We start from the raw sequence: 21,052 nt of genomic DNA on the forward strand, positions 1-21,052 counted from the left end.
GTCGGGGACCTTACCGGGGGCCTCGGATCAGCCGGCCCGGCATTTCACCCGTCAGCTCGTCTCGGTCGACGGTCTGCACGCCGGCCACGAAGGTGGCGACGTAGCCGCGCCCCCGCTGCACCAGGCGGCGACCGCCAGCTGGAAGGTCGAACACCATGCGGGGCACCTCGAAGCCGAGCCGGTCGAGGTCGATCACGTTGATGTCGGCCTTCATTCCCGGGGCGATGATCCCCCGGTCGCACAGCCCGTACAGCGATGCGGTCTCGGCGGTCTGACCGCGGACCACCGACTCCAGGGTGAGGAGCGGCCCGCGGGTGCGGTCCCTGACCCAGTGGGTGAGCATGAACGTCGGCATCCCGCCGTCGCAGATGGCGCCGCAGTGGGCACCGGCGTCGGACAGCCCCAGCCTGGTGCGGGGATGGACCAAGGCGTCGTGGGTCATGGACAGGTCGCCGTAGCTGTAGTTGAAGAACGGGGCGTAGATCATGCCGTTGCCCTCGGCCGAGGTGAGCTGATCGACCAGGATCTCCATGGCGTCGACGCCCCGCGAACGGGCCTGGGCCGCGATGGAGCGCTCGGCCGGGGGCTCGTAATCGATGGCCTCGCCGTCGACCACCCACAGACGTTCGAGCTTGTCCAGCACCACCCGCTGGAACAGGCCCCATCGTCAGGTACCTCGTGGATCAAGCGGCGCCGCCGCTCCGGTTCGGCCAGAGCCACCAACCGCTCCGGCATGGGCAGGTGGGCCACCTCGCCGTAGGCCGGGTGGAACAGGAGGGGATGGACGCTGCCGTGAAGGCAGTAGAGGATGCCGATGGACCGACCCGCCACCTGGGCCACGATGGGCAGGTTCTCCGCCGCGGCCTCGTCCAACAGGCCGAGCACCTCCCGCCACACGTCGGGGGCACTGTCGGGCTGGTTGACGTTGATGCTGATGGTGACGCCGGTCCGGCGGGCCAGTTCGACCATCCACGGCCACTCCCGCTCCGGTACCAGCGCGTGGTCGGGCGCGAACTGGAACACCCCGTGCCCGACCCTGGCCATGGCCTCACCGATGGCGATCAGCTCATCGGAGTCCGCGTCGGTACCCGGCACCAGTTCGCCGGACTTGGACCGATGGAGCGGGGTTCGACTGGTGGAGAACCCCAGCGCCCCCGCCCGTAGCGCCTCCTCGACCAGCTTGGCCATCGACTCGCGGTCCTCGGCGGTGGCCAGCTCGTTGTCGGCACCGCGGTCACCCATCACGTAGGCCCGCAGGGGCCCGTGGGCGATCTGGGTACCGATGTCGAGAACTCGGTCTCGAGACTCCAGCACGTCCAGGTACTCGGGGAACGACGTCCATCCCCAGGTGATCCCCTCGTCGAGCGCCGACCCCGGAATGTCCTCGACACCTTCCATGAGATTGATCAGCCACTGGTGACGATCGGGTGCCGCCGGAGCGAACCCCACCCCGCAGTTGCCCATGACCACGGTGGTGACACCGTGCCAGGAACTGGGAGTCATCTCCGGTTCCCACGTTGCCTGGGCGTCGTAGTGGGTGTGGATGTCCACGAAACCGGGGGTGACGACGAGCCCCTCAGCGTCGAACGTCCTGGCCGCACCCGCGGTGGAAAGCGTCCCCGCGTCCTGCACGGCCACGATCCGACCATGTTCCACCGCGATGTCGGCGGGGCGTCGCGGTACCCCTGAGCCATCCACCAGATCGGCGTTGGTGATCACGAGGTCGACCATGACCCGAACCTACAACGGTGACTGTCGCGGTGACACCGGTCCTACCGCGCGCCCAACCGAGCCCGGGAACGCTCGAGGACCTTCTCGGACCGGGCGGGACTGGCTGATCGTCCGTCCCCTAGCACTTGGACGAACAGGGCCGGAGGTCACAGCGGGCCGGTCAAGGTTCTCCCGACCACGGGGTGCGTTCGGGCCCGTGGATTCGTACCGTGCAAGGGGTGAGCATCACCGTCGCCGACCCCTTCACCGTGCCCACTCGGTATTGGCACGCCTTGGATGACGGTCGGGTCCAATGCGACGTGTGCCCTCGGGCCTGCAAGCTTCGTGACGGCCAGCAGGGGGTGTGCTTCGTGCGCGGCCGCAGCGCCGCCAACGTCGACCTGAAGGCGTTCACCCAGGACTTCTACCGCCACACCTGCGGCGGGGACCTCGGGGCCGTCCTTGATTCGCTCGTGTACCTGCGCTCCACCGATGTCTGGTTCGAGGTGACCACCCTGTTGATCCCGGGCCACAACGACAGCGACGACGAGATCGACCAGATGACGAAGTGGGTGGTGGCGAACTTGGGACCCGACGTACCGATGCACTTCACGGCCTTCCACCCCGACTACCGGATGCTGGACGCGCCCCCCACTCCGCTCGCCACCTTGAGCCGAGCCCGAGAGATGGCGCTGGCCAACGGGGTTCACCACGCCTACACCGGGAACGTGCACGATCAGGGCGGTCAGTCCACCACCTGCACCGGCTGCGGTTCGGTGGTGATCGAGCGGGACTGGTACCGCCTCGGCGCCTACCGCCTCGACGATCAGAGCGGCTGCACCATGTGCGGAACCGTCCTGGCCGGGGTGTTCGATGGGGGGCCCGGAGACTGGGGGCCCCGTCGCCGACCGGTGTCGATCCATCGTCGAGATCGCCAGGTACGGACATGAGCACGACCGGCGGCGGTCGCGTCCGGCCGGCCGCGGTGGCCGGCACCTTCTACCCGGCTGACCCCGAGGAGCTGCGGCAACTGGTCCGGTCCTGCTTCGATGCCGCCACCCACGCCCCTCCACCACCGAGCCCAGACCGCTACCACGACCCGACCTGGCCTCTGCCCCGGGCCTTGGTGGTGCCCCACGCCGGGCTGATCTACTCGGGACCGGTTGCGGCCAGCGCCTACCGTCGGCTCCTACCCCACACCGTCGCCGTCCGGCGCGTCGTGCTGCTCGGCCCCAGCCACCGCGTGGCGTTCCGGGGTGTGGCCGCCACCACCGCTGATGCCTGGGCCAGCCCGCTGGGAACGGTCGCCATAGACACCGACCTGGTGCAGCGGGTGGTTGGGGCCGGGGCCGCCTTCTTCTCAGACGCGGCCCATGCGGGGGAGCACTCGCTGGAGGTACAGCTCCCCTTCCTCCAAGAGGTCGTTCCCGACGCCCTTCTGGCCCCCTTCGTGGTGGGAGATGCCAATGCCAGCCAGGTAGGGGCACTGCTGGACCTGGTGTGGGATCAGCCCGGCACGGTCGTGATCATCAGCAGTGACCTGTCCCACTACCATCGCTACGACGATGCCGTCCGTCTGGACCGCCACACCGCCGGTGAGATCCTGGCCCGTCACGCCGAGGGCGTCTCCGACACCGATGCGTGTGGGAACCGGCCACTACGGGGGCTGTTGCGGGTGGCCGAACAACGTGACCTGACGGTGGAGGTGCTCGATCTGAGGAACTCCGGCGACACCGCCGGCGACCGGAAGCGGGTGGTTGGCTATGGCGCCTTCGCTCTCACCTGAGCCGAGTGGGGCGGGAACACAGGTCGCCGCCGAACCCTCCGACTCCGAGGCCCGACTCCCGCCCGAGACCGGCGACGCGCTGCTCACCATCGCCCGCCAGTCGATCGTTGACGCCTTCGACGGCAAACCCCCTCGTTTCTCGTCTTCCGCTGCCCCCGGTTCGAATGACAAGCGTGGGGTGTTCGTGACCCTCCACGTCGACGGTGACCTGAACGGGTGCATCGGCGATGTGTCGGGGGACAAGCCGCTGGCTCACGAGGTTGCCCGCCTGGCCCGGGCCGCCGCCTTCGACGACCCCCGGCTGCCGGCCCTGCGACGACGCCAGCTACCCCGTCTAACCATCGAGGTGTCGGTGATGTCGCCGCAAGAGCCGATCCCGGCCACCTCACCTGAACTGCTGCGATCCCATCTCACCCCGGGCGTTCACGGTCTCATGATCTCGAGCGGCAGACACCGGGCCCTGTTCCTTCCCGACGTGTGGCAACAGCTCCCCGAGTTCGCCGACTTCATCGGCCGACTGTTCGCCAAGGCCGGTATGGACCCCCGGCGCTGGCCCGACCACCTAACGGCTTGGCGCTTCACCACCCAAGCCTTCACCAGCCACGCCCAGCGACCAGCCCCACATTGACCACGACGCTGCGGGCCGGACCGGTGGCACGATGACGACATGAGCACCACCGGCGACACCAGCGACACCAGCGACACCAGCGACATGGTCGAGACGGGCGAGACAGGTGGGCTGTCCATCGACACCACCCTGACCGACGGGGTCGTGACCCTACGACCGATCTCGAAAGGTGACATAGATCAGATCACCTTGGCCTGCCAGGACCTCGAACTACAGCGGTACATACCGGTCCCCCGCCCGTACCATCGCTCCGACGCCGAGGCCTACGTGGCCCTGTCCCATGACCTGTGGCCCTCGGGACGCAAGTACGTGTTCACCGTGGTCGCCGCCGATGACCCCCAAGTACTGCTCGGTGTGATCAGCCTCACCGTGGCCGGTCGATGCGGCAACGCCGCCTACTGGTTGACCCCGGCGGCTCGGGGCCGCCACACCGCCAGCCGCTCGCTTCGGTTGCTGGCGGGGTGGGCGTTCAAGACGCTGCTGTTGGCCGTGATCCTGTTGGAGATCCACGACACCAACGAAGCCTCCAAGAGGGTGTCGGTGACGTCGGGATTCCACCACTCCGGAGACATCGAAGTGGCCACCGACGAGGGCCCCAAGGCCGCGCTGTTGTACGTCCGACTGGCCTCGGATCGGCCACCGCACCCTCGACCGTCCTGAGAGACCTCGACCGGATCCAACCCTTTCCACCTGGAATCGTGTCGGGATCGGTGTCGGGCGAGGCCTACCGCGGCGGGACCGACAGACCCCGACTACCTCCGACCGGGTTCAGGCGCCGCACCGCTCGCCGCCACCGTGGGGGCTTGGGTTCGGGCGACAGCAAGGTGAGGACGTGTTGACCGTTCACCTGCCGATCAGCCAACTGATCGGTGTGGGCCATACGCCACCACCACCGGACCCGTCCGAGATCCTCGATGGCCATCGGGTCTGACACCAACGGCCTTTCACGGTCGGCCAGAACCATCGAGAAGTCGAAGCCGTCACGAAGCAGTCGTCGGACCAGAACCTGCTGCCGACCGATACGGGCCAGGTCGCTCCCCGGCGTGGATGGGTCCCTGACGTGCCGGGCCCCGATCCATTGGTGGACTCGTTCCCCCCTCAGTCGCTCACGAGGCGGCATGAAGTCGACCGGCTTTCGGCCCTCCTGGATCCGTTCCGTGGGCGACATCGGGTACCAGAACTGAAGCGGTTGGTGCACCGGGACAGTCACGTCGATCGAGGCCAGGGCCCGCTCGACGGTGGAGCGAGACAAGCAGACGCTGTGATCGACCTCGATCCCCAACTGCTGTAGGTCTTCCACCAACCGTTGGTGGGATCCCCTCTTGAACGACGCGTTGATCCGCTCGGCCCGTGGTTCACACCAGACGTCTCGCGGTACCCACAGCAACCGATGTCGCCCGGGTTGCACCACCACGATGTTGTCGGTGCAGTTGTCGAACCCGTCGCGATCCATGACCGTCACCACCGTGGACACGCGCCACCCTCTCTGCTGTGGGTGCAGTCGAAACCGCCCGCGTCCCCTTGCCTCATCCGTGGTCCCCTCCTCGCCTGCACCCGTTTCACCGACCAACCTTCTCACCATCTCGGTCAGCGGCGATGACCCGCCTCGCAGGCCACCGGGTAGCACCTTCTACGATCGGGGTCGTGACCGGCACAGATCACCGAGTGGACGTGATCATCCCCACCAGAAATCGACCCGACCTGACCATCCAGGCCGTGGACGCGATCCGAGGCCAAACATATGTGGATTGGCACCTGTGGGTGGTCGACGATGCCAGCACCGACCACACCGCAGCGCAGGTCGAAAAGCACGTCGCTGGCGACCCGCGGGTCACCGTCTTACGACGCGAAACTCACTGCGGCGCCAACCCCGCCCGCCAAACCGCTCTCGACGCCTCGCGGGCACCCCTGGTTGCCACCTGCGACAGCGACGACTGGTGGGAGCCGACCAAGCTCACCCGCCAGGTTGCGGCCTATGACCTGCAACGTCGCCGTACCGGCAAGGTCGGCCCGATCCTGTGCTGGCACGACACCGTCGGCCAAGACGGCCACCGAAAGGGCCACGTGATGCGGCCCCGCCTGAGCCGGAGCTGGCACCCGTTCCTCCAGTTCAACACCAGCACTCCCTTGCTGGAGCGGTCGCTACTGGAGTCGGTGGGAGGATTCGCCACCCCGGCCCCCTACCCGTGGACCACCACCGACCATCTCGACTTGTTCCTCCGTCTGACCACCCGCCGGTCGGTGGTGGTCGTGCCCGACGTCTTGGTGCACTGCTGTCACCACCACGGACACCGCAACAGCGACCACGAACGCACCCGGGATGCGGCCGATGAAGCGGCCCGCCTGGCCCACGAGCTGGAGCCTCAGCTTCGTGATCGCCCAGCCACCCGCACTTGGATGGCCGCCGCGGTAGCCGGAAGGTACCTCCAGATCGGTGACCGCAGAACGGCAGCCCGAACGATCGCCGCCGGGGTGACCGCCGGAGGCTCGATCGGCTTTGCCACCATGGCGGCCATCGCCGCGCACTACGTGCCGTGGGCTGCCCGACGTGAGGTGCAGGGATGGCTGAGCCAGTCTCGGAGCTGAGCAGTCGTCCAGATATCACCGTGGTGGTGATGGGGTTCCGCAACGAGGCCACCATCGTCTCGGCGGTGGAATCCGTTCTCGGGCAGCGACGGTCCGCCAAGACCCAGGTGGAGGTGGTCGTGGTCACCTCCGGGGGAGATTCCAGCGCTGAGCTGGTACGACGGGCCCATCCCGACATCACCGTGATCGAATCGCAGCGTCGGCTGATGCCCGGAGGTGCCCGCAACGCGGGGATGACCGCGGCCCGAGGTCAGGTGGTTGCCTTCTTGGCCGCCGACTGCCTCGCCGAGCCGAACTGGGTCGAGGCTCGCCTGGCCGCCCATCGCGCCGGGAACAGCGTGGTGGCCGGTGCCATCACCTCGGCACCCCCCGAACGACCGGCGTCGTGGGCGTCCCACCTCACGCTCTACCGCGGCCGCCTCAGTGGTCGTGACGCGGGTCCGGTCTCCTTTCCGGATCCGGCCGCCCACGGCTCGTCCTACACGGTCGAAACTCTGAACCGCCTCGGAGCCTTCGAACCCGACATCCGCATCGGCGAGGACACCGATGCCGCCCGACGCCTCGGCGACCTCGGCACAACGATCTGGTTCTCGCCCGACGTCCGCACAGCCCACCGCAATCCCCGAACCACGGTGGAGATGATCCGCGACCATCACCGGCGCGGTCGTCGCGTCGTGACCGCATCGCTGTCCACCGGTCAGCCGATCCCACCGAGCACCCCGTTGCGGGCCGCGGTGGGGCTGCCGATTCAGACCGTGGGCTCCGTGGCCGACGTGGTGGCCGCGGTCTGGCGCAATGGAGGCCGCTACGACCGGATCCGCCTGATCCTGGCCCTGCCCTGGGTGGTGCTGGCCGTGACCGCCGGGCTGGCCGGCCGGTATCGGGAACGCTTCGCACTCGCAAAGACCCACGGCTAGACCTGGGTCTGTCGACACCTCACGTGGTCCGGCGACCACCGGCTCGGGGTGACCACCACCGGGCCGATCCGGGCCGGGCCTTGACCATCGGGGGGCATCCCGCGGATCGCAATAGCTCGATCCCGCAAGCCCCCCACGCCGATGTGGCACCCAGGGCGATCCAGGGCAACGAACGTCGATACTGACCCCGCACGTCAGAACCCCACCGTCGTACTTCCATGTGCGTCCAGCGCATCCGCCCTGGGAACCAGCGGAGCGCCGTACCCACCATGTGGCGGGTGGTGATCTCACCTCTGGCCCGGGCATCGAGCAGAATCCGGGCCCGGGCCCGACCCCGTTTGGCGTGGTGACGCGCCAGGATCGCGGCGGTGGAACACGGCGAGTGGTGGACGGTGACACACGTGTCTTCCCGCCAGGCGCCGTAACCCCGGTCGAACAGCTCCTCGTTGACCACGGTGTCCTCCCCGGCCCGCATGTCCTCGGGGAACCCTCCTACCTCGTCGAGCAGGTCCCGGTGGTAGGAGCACCGCGGTGGGGCCGACTCGAACGCGAACGACGGCCGTCCGGGCAATAGGCCGGCGTTGTCGAGGAACCACGACGCCCATCCAGCTCTCGTGTCGGTGCCGTTGAGCATGGTCTCGGTGACCATAGGCCAGCCCCATCGATGGGCGGCCAGACGGGCGGCCAGGCTGCCGGGACGTAGCTCCACATGAGAACCAGGGAAGGTGATCCAACGGCCCCGGGCGGAGCGCCATCCGGCGTTGCGAGCTTCGCCCGGTAGCACCGGGCGATCCAGAGCGATGACCGTCACCTCCGGATGGTTGGCGGCCACCAGGTCCGCCGTGCGGTCCGACCCGCTGGTGACGACGATCACCTCGAAGGGATCGTCGAGGTCTTGAGCGAGTGCCGCCGCTACCGCCCGTTCGATGATGGCCTCCTCGTCTCGGGAGATGATCACCACCGACATCACCGGCTGGCCCGCGGGAACCTCGACTTCGTCGATCACCGGCTGATGGGCAACCACCGGCAGAAGGCGGGAGCGAGGTGTCCACGTCCGGACCAGGCCGGGCTCGTCGAGCAGGTGGTCATAGGACCTCTGCCACCGGTGGTCTGGATCTGCCTCGCGGTACTTGGCCAGGCGGGCCTGGCGACGGGGACCGTTGAGAGAGCCCAGGTGCTGGATCCGCAGCGTGGTCTTCACCCATCGGTCACGGGTGATCGCGGTCGGTATCGGCACGAAGTGCAGATGATCTGACGCGAATCGATGCCCGGGTCGAGGGGCGAACAGCCTTCCCACCCACAACGGCGACCCGGCGTGGTGGCCTAGGTCGTCCATCATCTTCAGGACCCGGAACAGGTAGGCGGATTCTGGGTCCGCCTCTCCGGCGAGGAACCCTCGGAGGGCTTCGGCGTCGTCGGCCGGAATCAGCTCGTCGGCATCGAGGGACATGGCCCACGACGGCTTCAACTCCAGGGCGGCATCGAGAAGACGGTTCCGGTTCTCCGAATCGTTCCAGCCCCGGTAGCTGTCCCGTCGGGGGTTGGTGAGCACCGTGTGAACCAACGGATGGGCCTCGAGGATGGCCCTGGTGTCGTCGGTGCTCCCATCGTCGAGAGCGACCACGGCGTCGGCGAACCGACCCACCGACTCCAGGTGCCCGGACAGATCGATGGCGCCGTTTCGCACCGGCAGCATGGAGACCACTGGACCGGGCACGGCGGTCGATCGTACTGCCGACACGGTTGGGACCCGGCGACATGTGGCGAGGTCGATCCGGCGCGACCACAATCACCCGGTGACCCAGCCCGGGGTGTCGCTCACCGATCGCATCAGACCATCGGCGGACCAGCGCAAAGCGAAACGCCTGCCCGCGTTGGTCGTGCGCGCCGTGGCCATGGTCCGCCGAGCCGGTGGCCGGGTGTTCTGGGCCTCGGTGGCCGTGCAGGTCATGGCTGGCTTCGCCGTCACCGCCCAGGTTCTGGCCGCCCGGTTCGTGCTGGACCGGGCGATCGAGGCCGACCGGGCCGGAGACGGGCTCGGCACCGTTATCCCGGCCTTGTCGGTCCTGGTCGGCTTGACCGCGTTGATCGGTCTGACCACCGCCGCCGCCCGTGAACTTTCGACGCTGTTGACCGAACTGGTCGGCCGCGACGCCACCGGACGCATCCTCGACGTCGCCAGCACCGTCGACCTGGAGGCCTACGAGGACCCGGGCTTCCACGACCGCCTGGAGCGGGCGCGCTTCAACGCCAACAACCGGCCGGTGATGGTGGTGAACGGCCTGGTCGGAATGCTCAACGGTCTGGTGGCAGCGCTGGGCGTTTCGGCGGGGCTGGTGGTCCTGAACCCGATGCTCGTCCCTGTCACCCTCCTGGCATTGGTGCCGCTGTGGCTGGCCGAGAGCCGCAACGGGATGGCCTGGTACCGCTTCGCGGTGGCGATGACGCCGGTGGACCGTGAGCGGACGTATCTGGCCAACACCTTGGCCAGCAAGCCTCTCGCCAAAGAAGTGCGATCCTTTGCCATAGCCCCGTTCCTGCGCGAGCGATTCGACGTCCTCTACGCCCGCCGGATCGACGCGCTACGTGCCCTCGTCGGCTCCCGGTTGCGCACGGCATTGGTGGGAAGCCTCCTGGCTTCCGTCGGCACCGCGACCACCATGTCCGTGTTGTTCTGGCTGCTCCTGTCCGACCGCCTCGATCTGGCCTCGGCCGGGGCCGCCGTTCTCGCCATCACCTACCTGGGACAGCGGCTGCGAACGCTGGCCAACGCCGCCGGCTCGCTGTATGAGGCCACCTTGTTCATCGAGGACTACTACCTGTTCTTGGACCTGGCTCCGGTCTCGTCCCCGACTGAGCCCGCGGCATCGGATTCGCCACCGCTGACACCGGTCCCGCCGGGTCATACCCAGCCAGGCTCCGCAGGTGCGGGAACGAGCTCGGGCGGTTCGATACCCAAGTTCGAGACCATCTCGCTCGATGACGTGAGCTTCACCTACCCGGGTTCGGCGGAACCGGCGTTGCATCACGTGAGCATCGACATCGCGGCGGGCGAGGTGGTGGCGCTGGTGGGGGCCAACGGTTCAGGGAAGACCACCCTGGCCAAGGTGCTGGGTCTCCTGTACCGACCCACCTCTGGACAGGTCCTGTGGGATGGTGTCCCGGCCGGTCCCGACGACACCGAACTACGCCGGGGCGTGGCCACCGTGTTCCAGGATTTCGGTCAGTACTGGCTCAGCGCATCGGACAACATCGCCGTCGGAGACATAGGCCGACGACACGACGGCGACGCGGTGCGCGGGGCCGCCATCCGGGCTGGAGCCGAGGAGTTCTTGGCTCGTCTGCCCCAGGGATATGACACGGTTCTGACTCGATTCGTCGAGGGCGGGGTGGATCTGTCGGTCGGGCAGTGGCAGCGGGTGGCTCTGGCCCGTGCCCTGTTCCGCGACGCCCCGCTGGTCATCATGGACGAGCCGACTGCGGCGTTGGATCCGCCAGCCGAAGCTCAACTCTTCGGCCACATCAAGGAGATGGCCGCCGATCGTTCGGTGCTGTTGATCTCACACCGGTTCTCCAGCGTCCGATCGGCAGATCGCATTCACGTTCTCCATCACGGCGAAGTGGTCGAGTCCGGCTCGCACGATGAGTTGATGGCGACCGGCGGCCGGTACGCCACGATGTTCGAACTTCAGGCATCGGCCTACCTGGACCCCGACCCAGCTCTCTATGTTGAGGGTTCGACATGATCATCCTGGAGGCAGCCGACTGAGGCCGAGTGATGGTCCCAGGGCCACACCGTCCACGCTGTCAGCGGGGGTCGGTATGTTCGTCGCATGCTTAATGTCGGGGTGGTTGACCGAGCCACCGATCTTGTCGACGCCGTGGTCGACCTGTTGGCCGCGCCTTTGGCCGACCCGTTCCAGAGTGAGTGGGTGTCGGTTCCTTCGCTCGGATTCCGGAGCTGGTTGCGTTTCGAGCTCGCTCGTCACCTGGGCGCCGCTGGCGATGGAGGCAGCGGAGACGGCGTGGTGGCCAACATCGACATGCCGTTTCCCGGCTCGCTGCGCTGGCGGATATTGCGGGCCCACGGAGCCCGAGCCGGCCGCCCGGAAGGAGTCGATCCGTGGGAGGTCGACCGGCTGGTGTGGGCCGTGCTCGACGTCATGTCGGACCCCGACGCCGAGATCGATGAACGGCTGCGGCGCAGCACGCTTCCCCCCGGGGTGACGCTGGCCAGTCGGGCCGGGCCCATCGCCGACCTGTTCGACCGCTACGGCGTCCACCGACCCCAGATGGTCAACGCCTGGGCCGACGGACACGACGTCGATGCCGAGGGTCAACCTCTCCCCCAAGATCGCCGTTGGCAGCCGCGGCTCTACCGGGCCGTACGGGGCCGACTGATCGCCGACGGCGGGGTGACCCCTCCGGCCGAACGGCTGGTAGAGGCTCTGGAGCAGATCCGTAGCGGCGACCTTGACCTGTCGGTGCCGTTGAGCTCAACAGAACGGGGCCTTCCTCCCCGACTGGCGGTGGTCGGCCAGTCGATCTTGACCGCAGAGCTAGGCCCGGTACTGAGCGCCGTGGCCCGCCAAGCCGAGGTCACGGTGATGCTGCTGTCGCCCTCTGCTCAGGCTTCGGTGGCGGCGGCACAGTCGGTGGCACAGTCCTCGGTTGGGCCCGGTGGAGCGTCGTCGTGGGCGTTTCGGCGCAAGGACCGGCCGCTCGACCGCGCGACACCAGGCCAGTCGGGACATCCTCTGGTCAACGGTTGGGGTAGACGTCCCCTGGAGTCCGCGCTGCTACTCGGGGCCGGGGGCGTCGTGCCCACGCTTCTCCGCCGACCGGGCCGGGCCCTCGCAGAGACCACCCCGCTCCTACCGGCCGAGGTCCACACGCCCGTCACCCTCCTAGGGCGGATCCAGGCCGATGTTCGCGCCGACGCCCCGCCGGCCGGTGACCACCCTGGCCCCGTTCCCGACCCGTCACTTCAGATCCATGCCGCACCAGGACGCACCCGTCAGGTCGAGGTTCTGCGCGACGTCGTGCTCGGGCTTCTGCGGGACAACCCTGATCTCGCTGAGGACGAGATAGCAGTGCTGTGCCCCCAACTAGAGGAGTTCGCGCCGGTGATCACCGCCGTGCTCGGCCCAACCGCCCGGCGGGGCGAGCAACCCGACGGGGTTCCGACACTGCGCTACACGCTGGTCGACCGGGACGCCCGGTCGTTCAACCCGGTGCTGGCCGCCATGCAGACCATGTTGGACGTCATGCCGGGCCGCTTCGACACGGGCAGCGTCCGTGACCTCCTGCACTCCCCGGCGGTACGGGCCCGGTTCGACCTCGACGAGAACGACCTAGGCCTCCTGTCGGAATGGATAGACGACGCCGGTGTGCGCTGGGGCCTCGATGGCGACCAACGCCGGCCGTGGGGCATCGACCCGGCGCATCGGGCCAACTCGTGGGCCGCCGCCGTCGACCAGATCATGGTCGGGGTGACTCTCGGCGATCCGCTACGAACGGTAGCCCCGCGCCCTCTCCCCCACGATGTCATCGGCCCCAACGCCTCGCCACACGCGTTGGCGGTGGGGTCGATCGTCCCTCTCGAGGTTGGCGAAGGCGACATCGCCTCGGCCGGTCGCGTGGCGGCTGCCATCCGATCCATGGCCGCGGTACACGCCCTCCTGGTCGGCGACCGGGCCAGCGGCACCGGCCCTGATTCCATGCGTCGCTCCGTCTCCCAGTGGCGGGACCTGCTCACCGCGGCAGCCGACCTCATGCTGGCCCCGTCCCGGTTCGAGGACTGGCAACGGGCCGCCCTCGACGATGCGCTGGCCAACCTGGTGCTCGCATCGGCCGACGCGTCAGGACAGCCGAGCACCACCGAGTTGACCTTCGGTGACATCAAGCGACTGCTGGCCCCATCGTTGGAGGGCCAGCGAGCCCGAGCCGACCTGGGCTACGGATCGATGGTCATCGCCCGCCCCTCCCTGCTGACCGGGGTGCCATTCCGGGTGGTGTGCATCCTGGGCCTCGACGACGAGGCGATGCCATCGGCGCCACCCGGCGGCGACGACCTCTTGGCGACTGCTCCCCACGTCGGCGATCGAGACCCTCGGTCCGAGGCCCGGGCCGAGCTGCTGGCCGCTGTGCTGGCCGCGCGGGATCACGTGATCATCACCTGCACCTCACGTGATGTCCGCACCAATGCCGAGGTTCCCCGGGCAGTGGTGCTCGACGAACTGATCGACGTCATCGCCGCCACCGTTTCGCCTGATAGCCCTGACACCCCCGACACCCCCGACACCCCCGACACCCTCGAGGCCGCCACAGCCAACGGGGCCAAGACAGCCAACAACGGCAAGTTGGAGGACCGCCTGGTCCGCTCCCACCCCCGTCAGGCCTTCGACCCCTCCAACTTCGCAACTGCCCCACACGGGTTGCCGTTCAGCTTCGACCCTACGGCCCGCGCCGGCGCAGCCGCGATCCTGAACCGGTTGGCATCGCCCGCTCGATCGAGCGGGCTCGAATTGCTGATCACCGAGCCACTGCCCGAACCACCAGGGCAGACCGATCATGTGGACCTGGGAGACCTCCGGTCCTTCTATGACCACCCGGTCAGGCATTTCGTGCGGCGTCGCCTGAGCATCACCCTGCCCGAGGAAGCAACCCAGGGCGATGACCAGCTCCCCACCTCGCTAGACAAGTTGACGGCGTCGGGAATCGGCGGGGACCTGCTGGAGGCCGGCATAGCCCTGGATGATCCCGAGTCGGTCATCATCCCCGTCGATGACTCGCTCCCACCTCTTCCCGAGGAGGTAGCAGCGGTGCTGCGCTACCACCGGGCACGGGGGATCTTGCCGCCCCCCTCGGTGGCCGATCCAGATCTGGCCGCCATGTCCTCAGAGGTGGCGGACATCCTCAAGACCGCCTCGGGCTTCGATGCCTTGGGGGCTGCCGACCAGAGCCACAGCCTCGAAGTTCTCCTTCCCGATGGCACCAGGGTTACGGGCACGGTGAGTCGTTGCGGCGGGGGTACCGATCCAGGTCCGTTGCGTCTTCAGTACAGCCGGTTCAAACCCAAATACCTTGCCTCTGCGGCCATCGATCTCCTCCTCCTCACCGCAGCCCAGCCCCAAGTGGCGTGGCGTGGCGTGGTCATCACCCGGGGCGAGTCCAAGAACCTGGCACCAAAGGTCTGGGTCCGGACGGTCAGCGGCAATGACGCGTCAGCCCGCCGGGCCACGGCGCTCAGGGCGCTGGAAGTTCTCGTGACCCAGTACCGCGACGGCGCCTGCTATCCGCTCCCTCTGTTCAACGCCACGTCCTACGCCCTCATCAACGGGGCCACCAAGACGTCGACCAGCCGGAGTGCAGCCCGGAATGCATGGGGCGACCTGGTGAAGAACGACTTCTCCTGGTCAAAGGAATGCTTCGACCTGTACCACCAGCTGGTCTTCGGTCCGATCCCTTTCGATGATCTAGAGGCGGCGGTGCTCGGTGGTCACACCCTCCAGGGCGAAGCGGACCGGCTGTGGGGCACCCTCGACGCCGCTCTGGTCGAAGTCCTTCCCGAAGACACCACCCCACCCCAAGGAGACCGCCGCTGATGGGCGCCGACCCGGAGACCAAGTCCGCTCTCACCGACGGCCACACTGCACCTTTCGAGGTCGACGGCCCCATCGCCTTCGGGGCGACCACCCTCATCGAGGCCAGCGCCGGTACCGGCAAGACCTACGCCCTGACCGCCATCTGCGTGAGGTTGGTGGCCGAGCACGGCATCCCCATCGAGCGGATCCTGCTGGTCACCTTCACCAGGGCGGCCACCGCCGAACTGCGTGACCGAGTTCGGAAGCGCCTGGTCGAGGCGCTCCGCCACCTGAGCGTCGCGACCGACCCCGCCACCAGCGACGATCCCGTTCTGGCCGCGCTCGGCCGCAGTCCTGATGGGAGCCCCTGCGGAACAGACGAGTTGGAACAGCGTCGCTCCCGCCTAGCTCAGGCCATCAGCGACTTCGACGCTGCCACCATCAGCACGATCCATGGGTTCTGCTCCCAGGTTCGGGCCTCGATCGGCGTTCTTTCCGAACAGTCCACCGAGGCGGTGCCGACCCAGTCCGAGACCGACCTGATCACCCAGGTGTGCGCCGACCTGTTCTTCGAGGAGCTGTCGACCCACTCCGTCAGCCCGTTCGGGACCCGCAACCTGGACCAACTGGTCAAGCTGGTCGCCACCGCCCGCACCCTCACCGAGGCCGAGGTCCTGGCCAACTCAGCCATGGCTTCAGACCTGGCCGCGGTGGAGTTGGTCAACCGGGCCGTGGGCGAGGTGGACCGCCGGCTGGAACGCCAGGGAGGTCAGTCCTTCGATTCTTTGCTGGTCGGCGTCCGCAATGCCTTGCGGGGCGATCCTCGACTGGTCGGTGCCTTACGCGAGCAGTTCCCGGTGGCGTTGATCGACGAGTTCCAAGACACAGATCCGGTGCAATGGGAGATCTTCCGCACCGTGTTCGCCGAGGGGGTGTCCCAAGGCGGGCCGACACCTCGGGCGTTGTTCCTGGTCGGTGACCCCAAGCAGGCCATCTATGCCTTCCGAGGCGGTGACATCTACACCTACCTCAAGGCCAAAGACACCGCCGATGTGCGAGTGCTGGTCACCAACCAACGCTCGGACCCCACGGTCATCGACGCCATGAATCGCATGGCCAAGGACCACCAATACGGCGACGCCGGCATCGTGTACCAGCAGGTCCTCGCATCCCCCCGCCACACCGGCCGACGCGCCGTCGACTCCCGCAGCACCGAGACGATGCCAGGAATGGCGATCCGTACCCTCGAACTGCAGAAGACCTCGGGTATCGAGAACACCGCTGAGCCAGCGAGGCGAGCCATTGCCGCAGATCTGGCCAAGGTGGTCATCGACCTCTTGACCCACGCCGAGACCGAAGGAGGAACGGGCGAGGACGCTGGGACCAAGCGGGTGCGGCCCAGCGACATCGCGGTGTTGGTCTCGTCGGCCTCCCACGCTCAACCGGTAGCCCACGCCCTTCGGGCTGCCGGTGTCCCGGTGGTGTTGCGCCTGCGTGACGACGTCGCTGACTCCGACGCTCGTCACCAGTGGCGGACCTTGCTTCACGCCTTGGACCGTCCCGGTTCGATCCGCCAGGCTGCCGCGGCCGCGCTCACCTGGTTCTTCGGGTGGGAGCCCGGCGAGGTGATCGAGGCGGTGGAGACCGAATCCGACCAGGACGAAGCCCGCCACAAGCTGCTGGCGTTGCAGCAGACTCTGGTCGAGTGGGCCAAGGTGCTGGTCGAGGAGGGAATCGCCTCGCTCTACGGCCGAGCTCGCCGCAGCCAGGGCTTGGCGGCGCGCCTGTTGGCCACCGAGTCGGGGGAACGCAACCTCACCGACCTGGAACACCTAGCCGAGCTGATCCACTCAGAGGCCCGCGCCGACGGGAGGGACATGTCGGCGGGTACCGCCCTGGAGATCCTCGACGCCTTGGGAGGAACGCCCGATGACGAGGTGGCGGCCGACGCCGCCCAGCGCCGTGTCGACTCGGACTCGGACTCGGTGCAGATCATGACCGTCCACGCCTCCAAGGGTCTCGAGTTCCCCTTCGTGCTGTTGCCGTACCTGTACGCCGGTGGCAACCGGGTCGCGGCAGGTCGGCCCTATGTGTTCTTCGATGCCAGCGACGGCAGCGAAGCCGGCGAGGAGAACGGTCACCAGCGAGCCGGACACCGGGTGATCGACATCAGTTCGGCCACAGACCCCGAGACCGGTAACAGTCGTCGCAAGCTGCCTCCTGCCGAAGATCGGGCCAAGGCCGAGGCGAAGCGTCAGAACTGCGGTGACCAGCACCGCCTCACCTACGTGGCGTTGACCCGAGCCGAGCACCAAAGCGTTGTGTGGTGGTCCAATGTCGGCAGCGGCTTCAAAGCCAGCGGGGTGACCCGGATGTTGTTGGGCCAGCCCGACACACCAGCCTCCGAGGAGGTCAAGGTCGGCCAGGATGGCTTCTTCGCCGCGGTCACCAAACGAGTCGCGGACCAGGGCGCCGAGGCCTCGGTTCACGTCGAAGCCCTCGACGCGGACACCGCGGTCGACCCGTCCAGTCTCGGAGACCCTCCGGCTCCCGCCTTGGCGGTCACCGACCCCGATGCCCTTCAGGCTGGGGAGCTCGGCCGGGACCTGGACCGCCTGCGCAAGATGTGGTCGTTCTCCTCCATTGCCCGCGACCTCCACGTCGCTCTGCCCGAAGACCTCGAGGGCGGAGACGTGACCGTCGAGGCCGGCGACGATGTCAAGGCCCACGACGAACCCCCTGGACAGACCTCACCAGACACAGATACAGACTTTGCAACAGGCACACTCACAGGCACGGACGAGGGCACCCCGGTCGATGCGCCATCGCTCCTCGACTGGGACCAGCCGTCTCCCTTCACCGGTCTGGGCGGGGGGAAGGACTTCGGGAACCTCATCCACCACGTGTTCGAGGTCCTCGACTTCACCGGCCCCGACCTTCCCGGCGCGGTGGCCGAGATCTTGGCCCGCCCCATCGGGCACCGCATCAGCCCCGAACAGCGCAGCCAGCTGCCCGAGGTACTGGCCGATGTGTTGCGCACGCCGTTGGGGTCTCCCTTCGCAGACCTTCGCCTCGCCGACCTGGGCGCAGGTGACCGGCTCAACGAGTTGACCTTCCACTTCGCTCTGTCACCCGAGCAGGTGTTGCCGGCCGGGCACATCGGGGCCTTGATCGCCGATCACCTGGACGCCACCGACCCGCTGCACGCCTGGGCCCTGGGCCTGAAGCGCGGCCTGTCCTCAACGTCTCTCCAAGGGTTCCTCAACGGCAGCATCGACTTGACCCTGCGCCAGAACGTCAACGGCACAACCCGCTACAGCGTGGTCGACTACAAGACCAACAACCTGGCCCCCGGCATGGCCGAACCGACCTTGCACAGCTACCGGCCCCGCAACCTCACTCGGGCCATGGCCGACAACCAGTACGCCCTCCAGGCCCTGGTGTATTCGGTGGCGTTGCACCGCTACCTACGTTGGCGCCTTCCCGACTACGACCCAGCCGCACACCTGGGACCGGTCGGCTACCTCTTCGTGCGAGCCATGGTGGGCGACAACACCCCCAGCACCTCAGGGGGGAGCGAGACCCTGCGGGCCGGGGTGTTCGCCTGGCAGGTACCTCACAGCCTGATCACGGCCCTGTCCGACCTGTTCGCCGGACAGGTCACTCCCGGAGGAACCCGATGAGGTCGCCACATCTGATCCCGAGCGAGGTCGCCTGGATCGAGCCGTTCGTGACAGCCGGGGTGCTCGGTCTCACCGAGATCCACCTGGCCGCCACCCTCGCCCTCATCGATCCCGCCTCCCCCACCGAGGTCATCTTGGGTGCCGCCCTGGCCGCCCGCGCCCCCCAGCACGGCTCGGTGTGCGTGGAGATCAACTCGATCCGTCACACCGTGATCTCTGCCGCCACCGAACCGAACGACTTGGTGAGCGTCGATGCCGACACCACGATGGCTCTCGACACCTTCGGCGGCGGTCGAGACGACGACGACCCCGACTACCTGGAACCGATCGATACCGCGGCAGCGATATCGATCGACGACCTCGAGTGGCCCAGCCCAGCCCGGTGGTTGGCCGAGCTGAGCAGGTCACGCCTGGTGAGGGTCGCCTCCGAGAACCCTGGGGGTGACCTCCGACCCCTGGTCCTCGACGGTGGACGCCTGTACCTGGCGCGGCACTGGTACCTAGAACGTCACGTTGCGGCCGACCTGGCCGCCCGGGCGACCACGGTCACCTTTGACGCCGACGCCACCTCGGCTGCGCCCAACATCGCACCCGTCGTGGAGGCCCACATCGCCGATCTGTTCGAGATGGCGGCCCGGGCCACAGGAGCTTCACCTGACCCAGATCAGGTGGCGGCGGCCCAGGCGGTGGCCACCAGCAACCTGGTGGTGATCGCCGGCGGTCCCGGCACCGGCAAGACCACCACCGTCGCCCACCTCCTGGCCGGTCTCCTGTGGTCCGCCAACACCCACAAGGCAGATGGCCGGGACCCGAAGTGGACGGCCGCTCAGGCGACAGCCCTCCAGGCGGTGCCCCCAACGGACGCCGCCGCTCCGGCGAGGGGATACGACCGGATCGCGTTGGTGGCACCCACCGGCAAGGCTGCGGCCCGCATGACCGAGGCCATACGCCAAGCCGTCAACGGCCTGTCCGATCACCTCCCCGCCACAGTCGTCGAGCAACTGAACGCGCTGGAGGCCGTCACCATCCACCGGTTGTTGGGTCGACGGGGCGCCGGTTTCAACCACGGCCCGGACAACCCACTTCCCCACGACCTGGTGATAATCGACGAGGTGTCGATGGTGTCGCTATCGCTGATGGCCCATCTCCTGGTCGCCATCCCACCCCACACCAAGGTCGTGATGGTGGGTGACCCTTACCAGTTGGCCAGCGTGGAAGCGGGCACGGTCCTGGGCGACATGGTCGGAATGCGGGCCGCGGTGGACGGGCAGGCCACCCCACCGCCGGTGCTGACTCCCGCCGTCCGGTCGCTTTCGACCATCCACCGCCAGGGCAAAGACTCGAGCATCTTGGATCTGGCCGCCGCCATACGAGAGGGTCGCTCCGACCATGTAGTCGACCTGCTAACTGATGGAGCCGTCGATCTGACCTGGATCGACGCTGATGCGGTTTCGACCGACAGGACAGGTACAGCCAATACGGCTGGAGCAAAGCCCCGAGGTCACCGGGCCGAGCACGTTCGCCGATTGGAGCAGCTCACCTCCGAGGTACGAGACAGCGCCACCGAGGCGGTCCGGGCCGCCGAGGCTGACGATATCGAGGCCGCTCTGGCGGCGATCGAATCGGTGAAGGTCCTGTGTGCGCTGCGTCGTGGACCGACCGGGGTCGACCACTGGAACCGCTCGGTCGAGGACTACCTGCGTCGCCTAACCATCATCCGCCGGGGTGACTGGTACGCCGGCCGGCCCGCCATGGTCACCGAGAACGACTACGTGAACCACGTGTTCAATGGAGATGTGGGTGTGGCCCTTCCGGCCACCACCGAGGTGATCGACGGTCCCGAAGCCGCCAACTACCGGGTGGTGTTCGCCCGTAGCGGAGCCAGCCATGAGGTCCCGGCCATCCGCCTCGACCGGGTGACCACCCAATGGGCGATGTCTATCCACAAGAGCCAGGGCTCCGAGTTCGCCCACGCCGTGGTGGTCCTACCCCCACCGCCGGCTCGCATCCTGACCCGGGAACTGCTCTACACCGGTGTGACCCGCGCCAAGCAACGTTTGACGGTCGTGGCCTCCGAGGTAGCCATACGCGCCGCGGTCGATCGACCCGTGGCCCGAGCCTCCGGCATGGCCGACCGCCTCAGCCGCTTGTAGTGA

Annotated in this window: 12 protein-coding genes and 1 pseudogene; 10 read left to right on the forward strand and 3 right to left on the reverse strand. The window is 67.9% G+C overall.

Annotation, left to right across the window (positions count from 1 at the left end):
* Positions 1–10: 10 nt before the first annotated feature.
* A pseudogene (locus IPG97_18675) lies at positions 11–1,731 on the reverse strand (amidohydrolase family protein).
* Between the two features lie 218 nt (positions 1,732–1,949).
* Between IPG97_18675 and amrS the strand changes: the two are divergent.
* The 4 genes from amrS to IPG97_18695 are packed head-to-tail and all read left to right on the forward strand — an operon-like array spanning position 1,950 to position 4,784.
* A complete protein-coding gene (amrS, locus tag IPG97_18680; protein ID MBK6858512.1) occupies positions 1,950–2,660 on the forward strand; it encodes an AmmeMemoRadiSam system radical SAM enzyme in 711 nt (236 codons plus the stop codon).
* The gene (gene amrB / locus IPG97_18685; protein MBK6858513.1) at positions 2,657–3,496 is read left to right on the forward strand and encodes an AmmeMemoRadiSam system protein B; all 840 of its coding nucleotides are present in this window, start codon (positions 2,657–2,659) and stop codon (positions 3,494–3,496) included. Before amrS ends, amrB begins: the two co-directional genes overlap by 4 nt.
* Positions 3,474–4,124 (forward strand): AmmeMemoRadiSam system protein A, encoded by a 651-nt coding sequence (gene amrA / locus IPG97_18690; GenBank protein MBK6858514.1) that lies wholly within the window; start codon positions 3,474–3,476, stop codon positions 4,122–4,124. Before amrB ends, amrA begins: the two co-directional genes overlap by 23 nt.
* A gap of 39 nt (positions 4,125–4,163) precedes the next feature.
* Positions 4,164–4,784 carry a GNAT family N-acetyltransferase gene (locus IPG97_18695; protein MBK6858515.1) on the forward strand — a complete coding sequence of 207 codons (621 nt, stop codon included), beginning with the start codon at positions 4,164–4,166 and terminating at the stop codon, positions 4,782–4,784.
* Between the two features lie 64 nt (positions 4,785–4,848).
* Here the strand turns inward: IPG97_18695 and IPG97_18700 are convergent, their stop codons facing one another.
* Positions 4,849–5,598, reverse strand: a complete 750-nt coding sequence (locus IPG97_18700) for an LCP family protein (protein ID MBK6858516.1) — start codon at positions 5,596–5,598, stop codon at positions 4,849–4,851.
* Positions 5,599–5,768: 170 nt separating this feature from the next.
* Between IPG97_18700 and IPG97_18705 the strand changes: the two genes are divergently transcribed.
* Both IPG97_18705 and IPG97_18710 read left to right on the forward strand, forming a co-directional pair.
* Positions 5,769–6,710, forward strand: a complete 942-nt coding sequence (locus IPG97_18705) for a glycosyltransferase family 2 protein (GenBank protein MBK6858517.1) — start codon at positions 5,769–5,771, stop codon at positions 6,708–6,710.
* On the forward strand, positions 6,686–7,627 hold the full coding sequence (locus IPG97_18710) for a glycosyltransferase (protein MBK6858518.1): 942 nt from the start codon (positions 6,686–6,688) through the stop codon (positions 7,625–7,627). Before IPG97_18705 ends, IPG97_18710 begins: the two co-directional genes overlap by 25 nt.
* 19 nt (positions 7,628–7,646) lie before the next feature.
* On the opposite strand, the gene IPG97_18715 is transcribed toward IPG97_18710, so the two are convergent.
* Positions 7,647–9,344: a glycosyltransferase gene (locus IPG97_18715; protein ID MBK6858519.1), complete on the reverse strand. Its 1,698-nt coding sequence runs from the start codon at positions 9,342–9,344 to the stop codon at positions 7,647–7,649.
* A 79-nt stretch (positions 9,345–9,423) separates the two neighbouring features.
* On the opposite strand from IPG97_18715, the gene IPG97_18720 reads away from it, so the two are divergent.
* The 4 genes from IPG97_18720 to recD all read left to right on the forward strand — a co-directional run bounded on the left by IPG97_18720 (position 9,424) and on the right by recD (position 21,049).
* A complete protein-coding gene (locus tag IPG97_18720; protein MBK6858520.1) occupies positions 9,424–11,373 on the forward strand; it encodes an ABC transporter ATP-binding protein in 1,950 nt (649 codons plus the stop codon).
* Between the two features lie 87 nt (positions 11,374–11,460).
* On the forward strand, positions 11,461–15,234 hold the full coding sequence (locus IPG97_18725; GenBank protein MBK6858521.1) for an exodeoxyribonuclease V subunit gamma: 3,774 nt from the start codon (positions 11,461–11,463) through the stop codon (positions 15,232–15,234).
* Positions 15,234–18,896, forward strand: coding sequence for a UvrD-helicase domain-containing protein (locus tag IPG97_18730; protein MBK6858522.1), 3,663 nt, complete (start codon positions 15,234–15,236; stop codon positions 18,894–18,896). Before IPG97_18725 ends, IPG97_18730 begins: the two co-directional genes overlap by 1 nt.
* Positions 18,893–21,049: an exodeoxyribonuclease V subunit alpha gene (recD, locus tag IPG97_18735; protein ID MBK6858523.1), complete on the forward strand. Its 2,157-nt coding sequence runs from the start codon at positions 18,893–18,895 to the stop codon at positions 21,047–21,049. Before IPG97_18730 ends, recD begins: the two co-directional genes overlap by 4 nt.
* Positions 21,050–21,052: the final 3 nt, after the last annotated feature.

It is taken from the genome of Microthrixaceae bacterium (assembly GCA_016702505.1).
In the GTDB taxonomy this organism is placed as follows: Bacteria; Actinomycetota; Acidimicrobiia; order Acidimicrobiales; family Iamiaceae; genus Aquihabitans.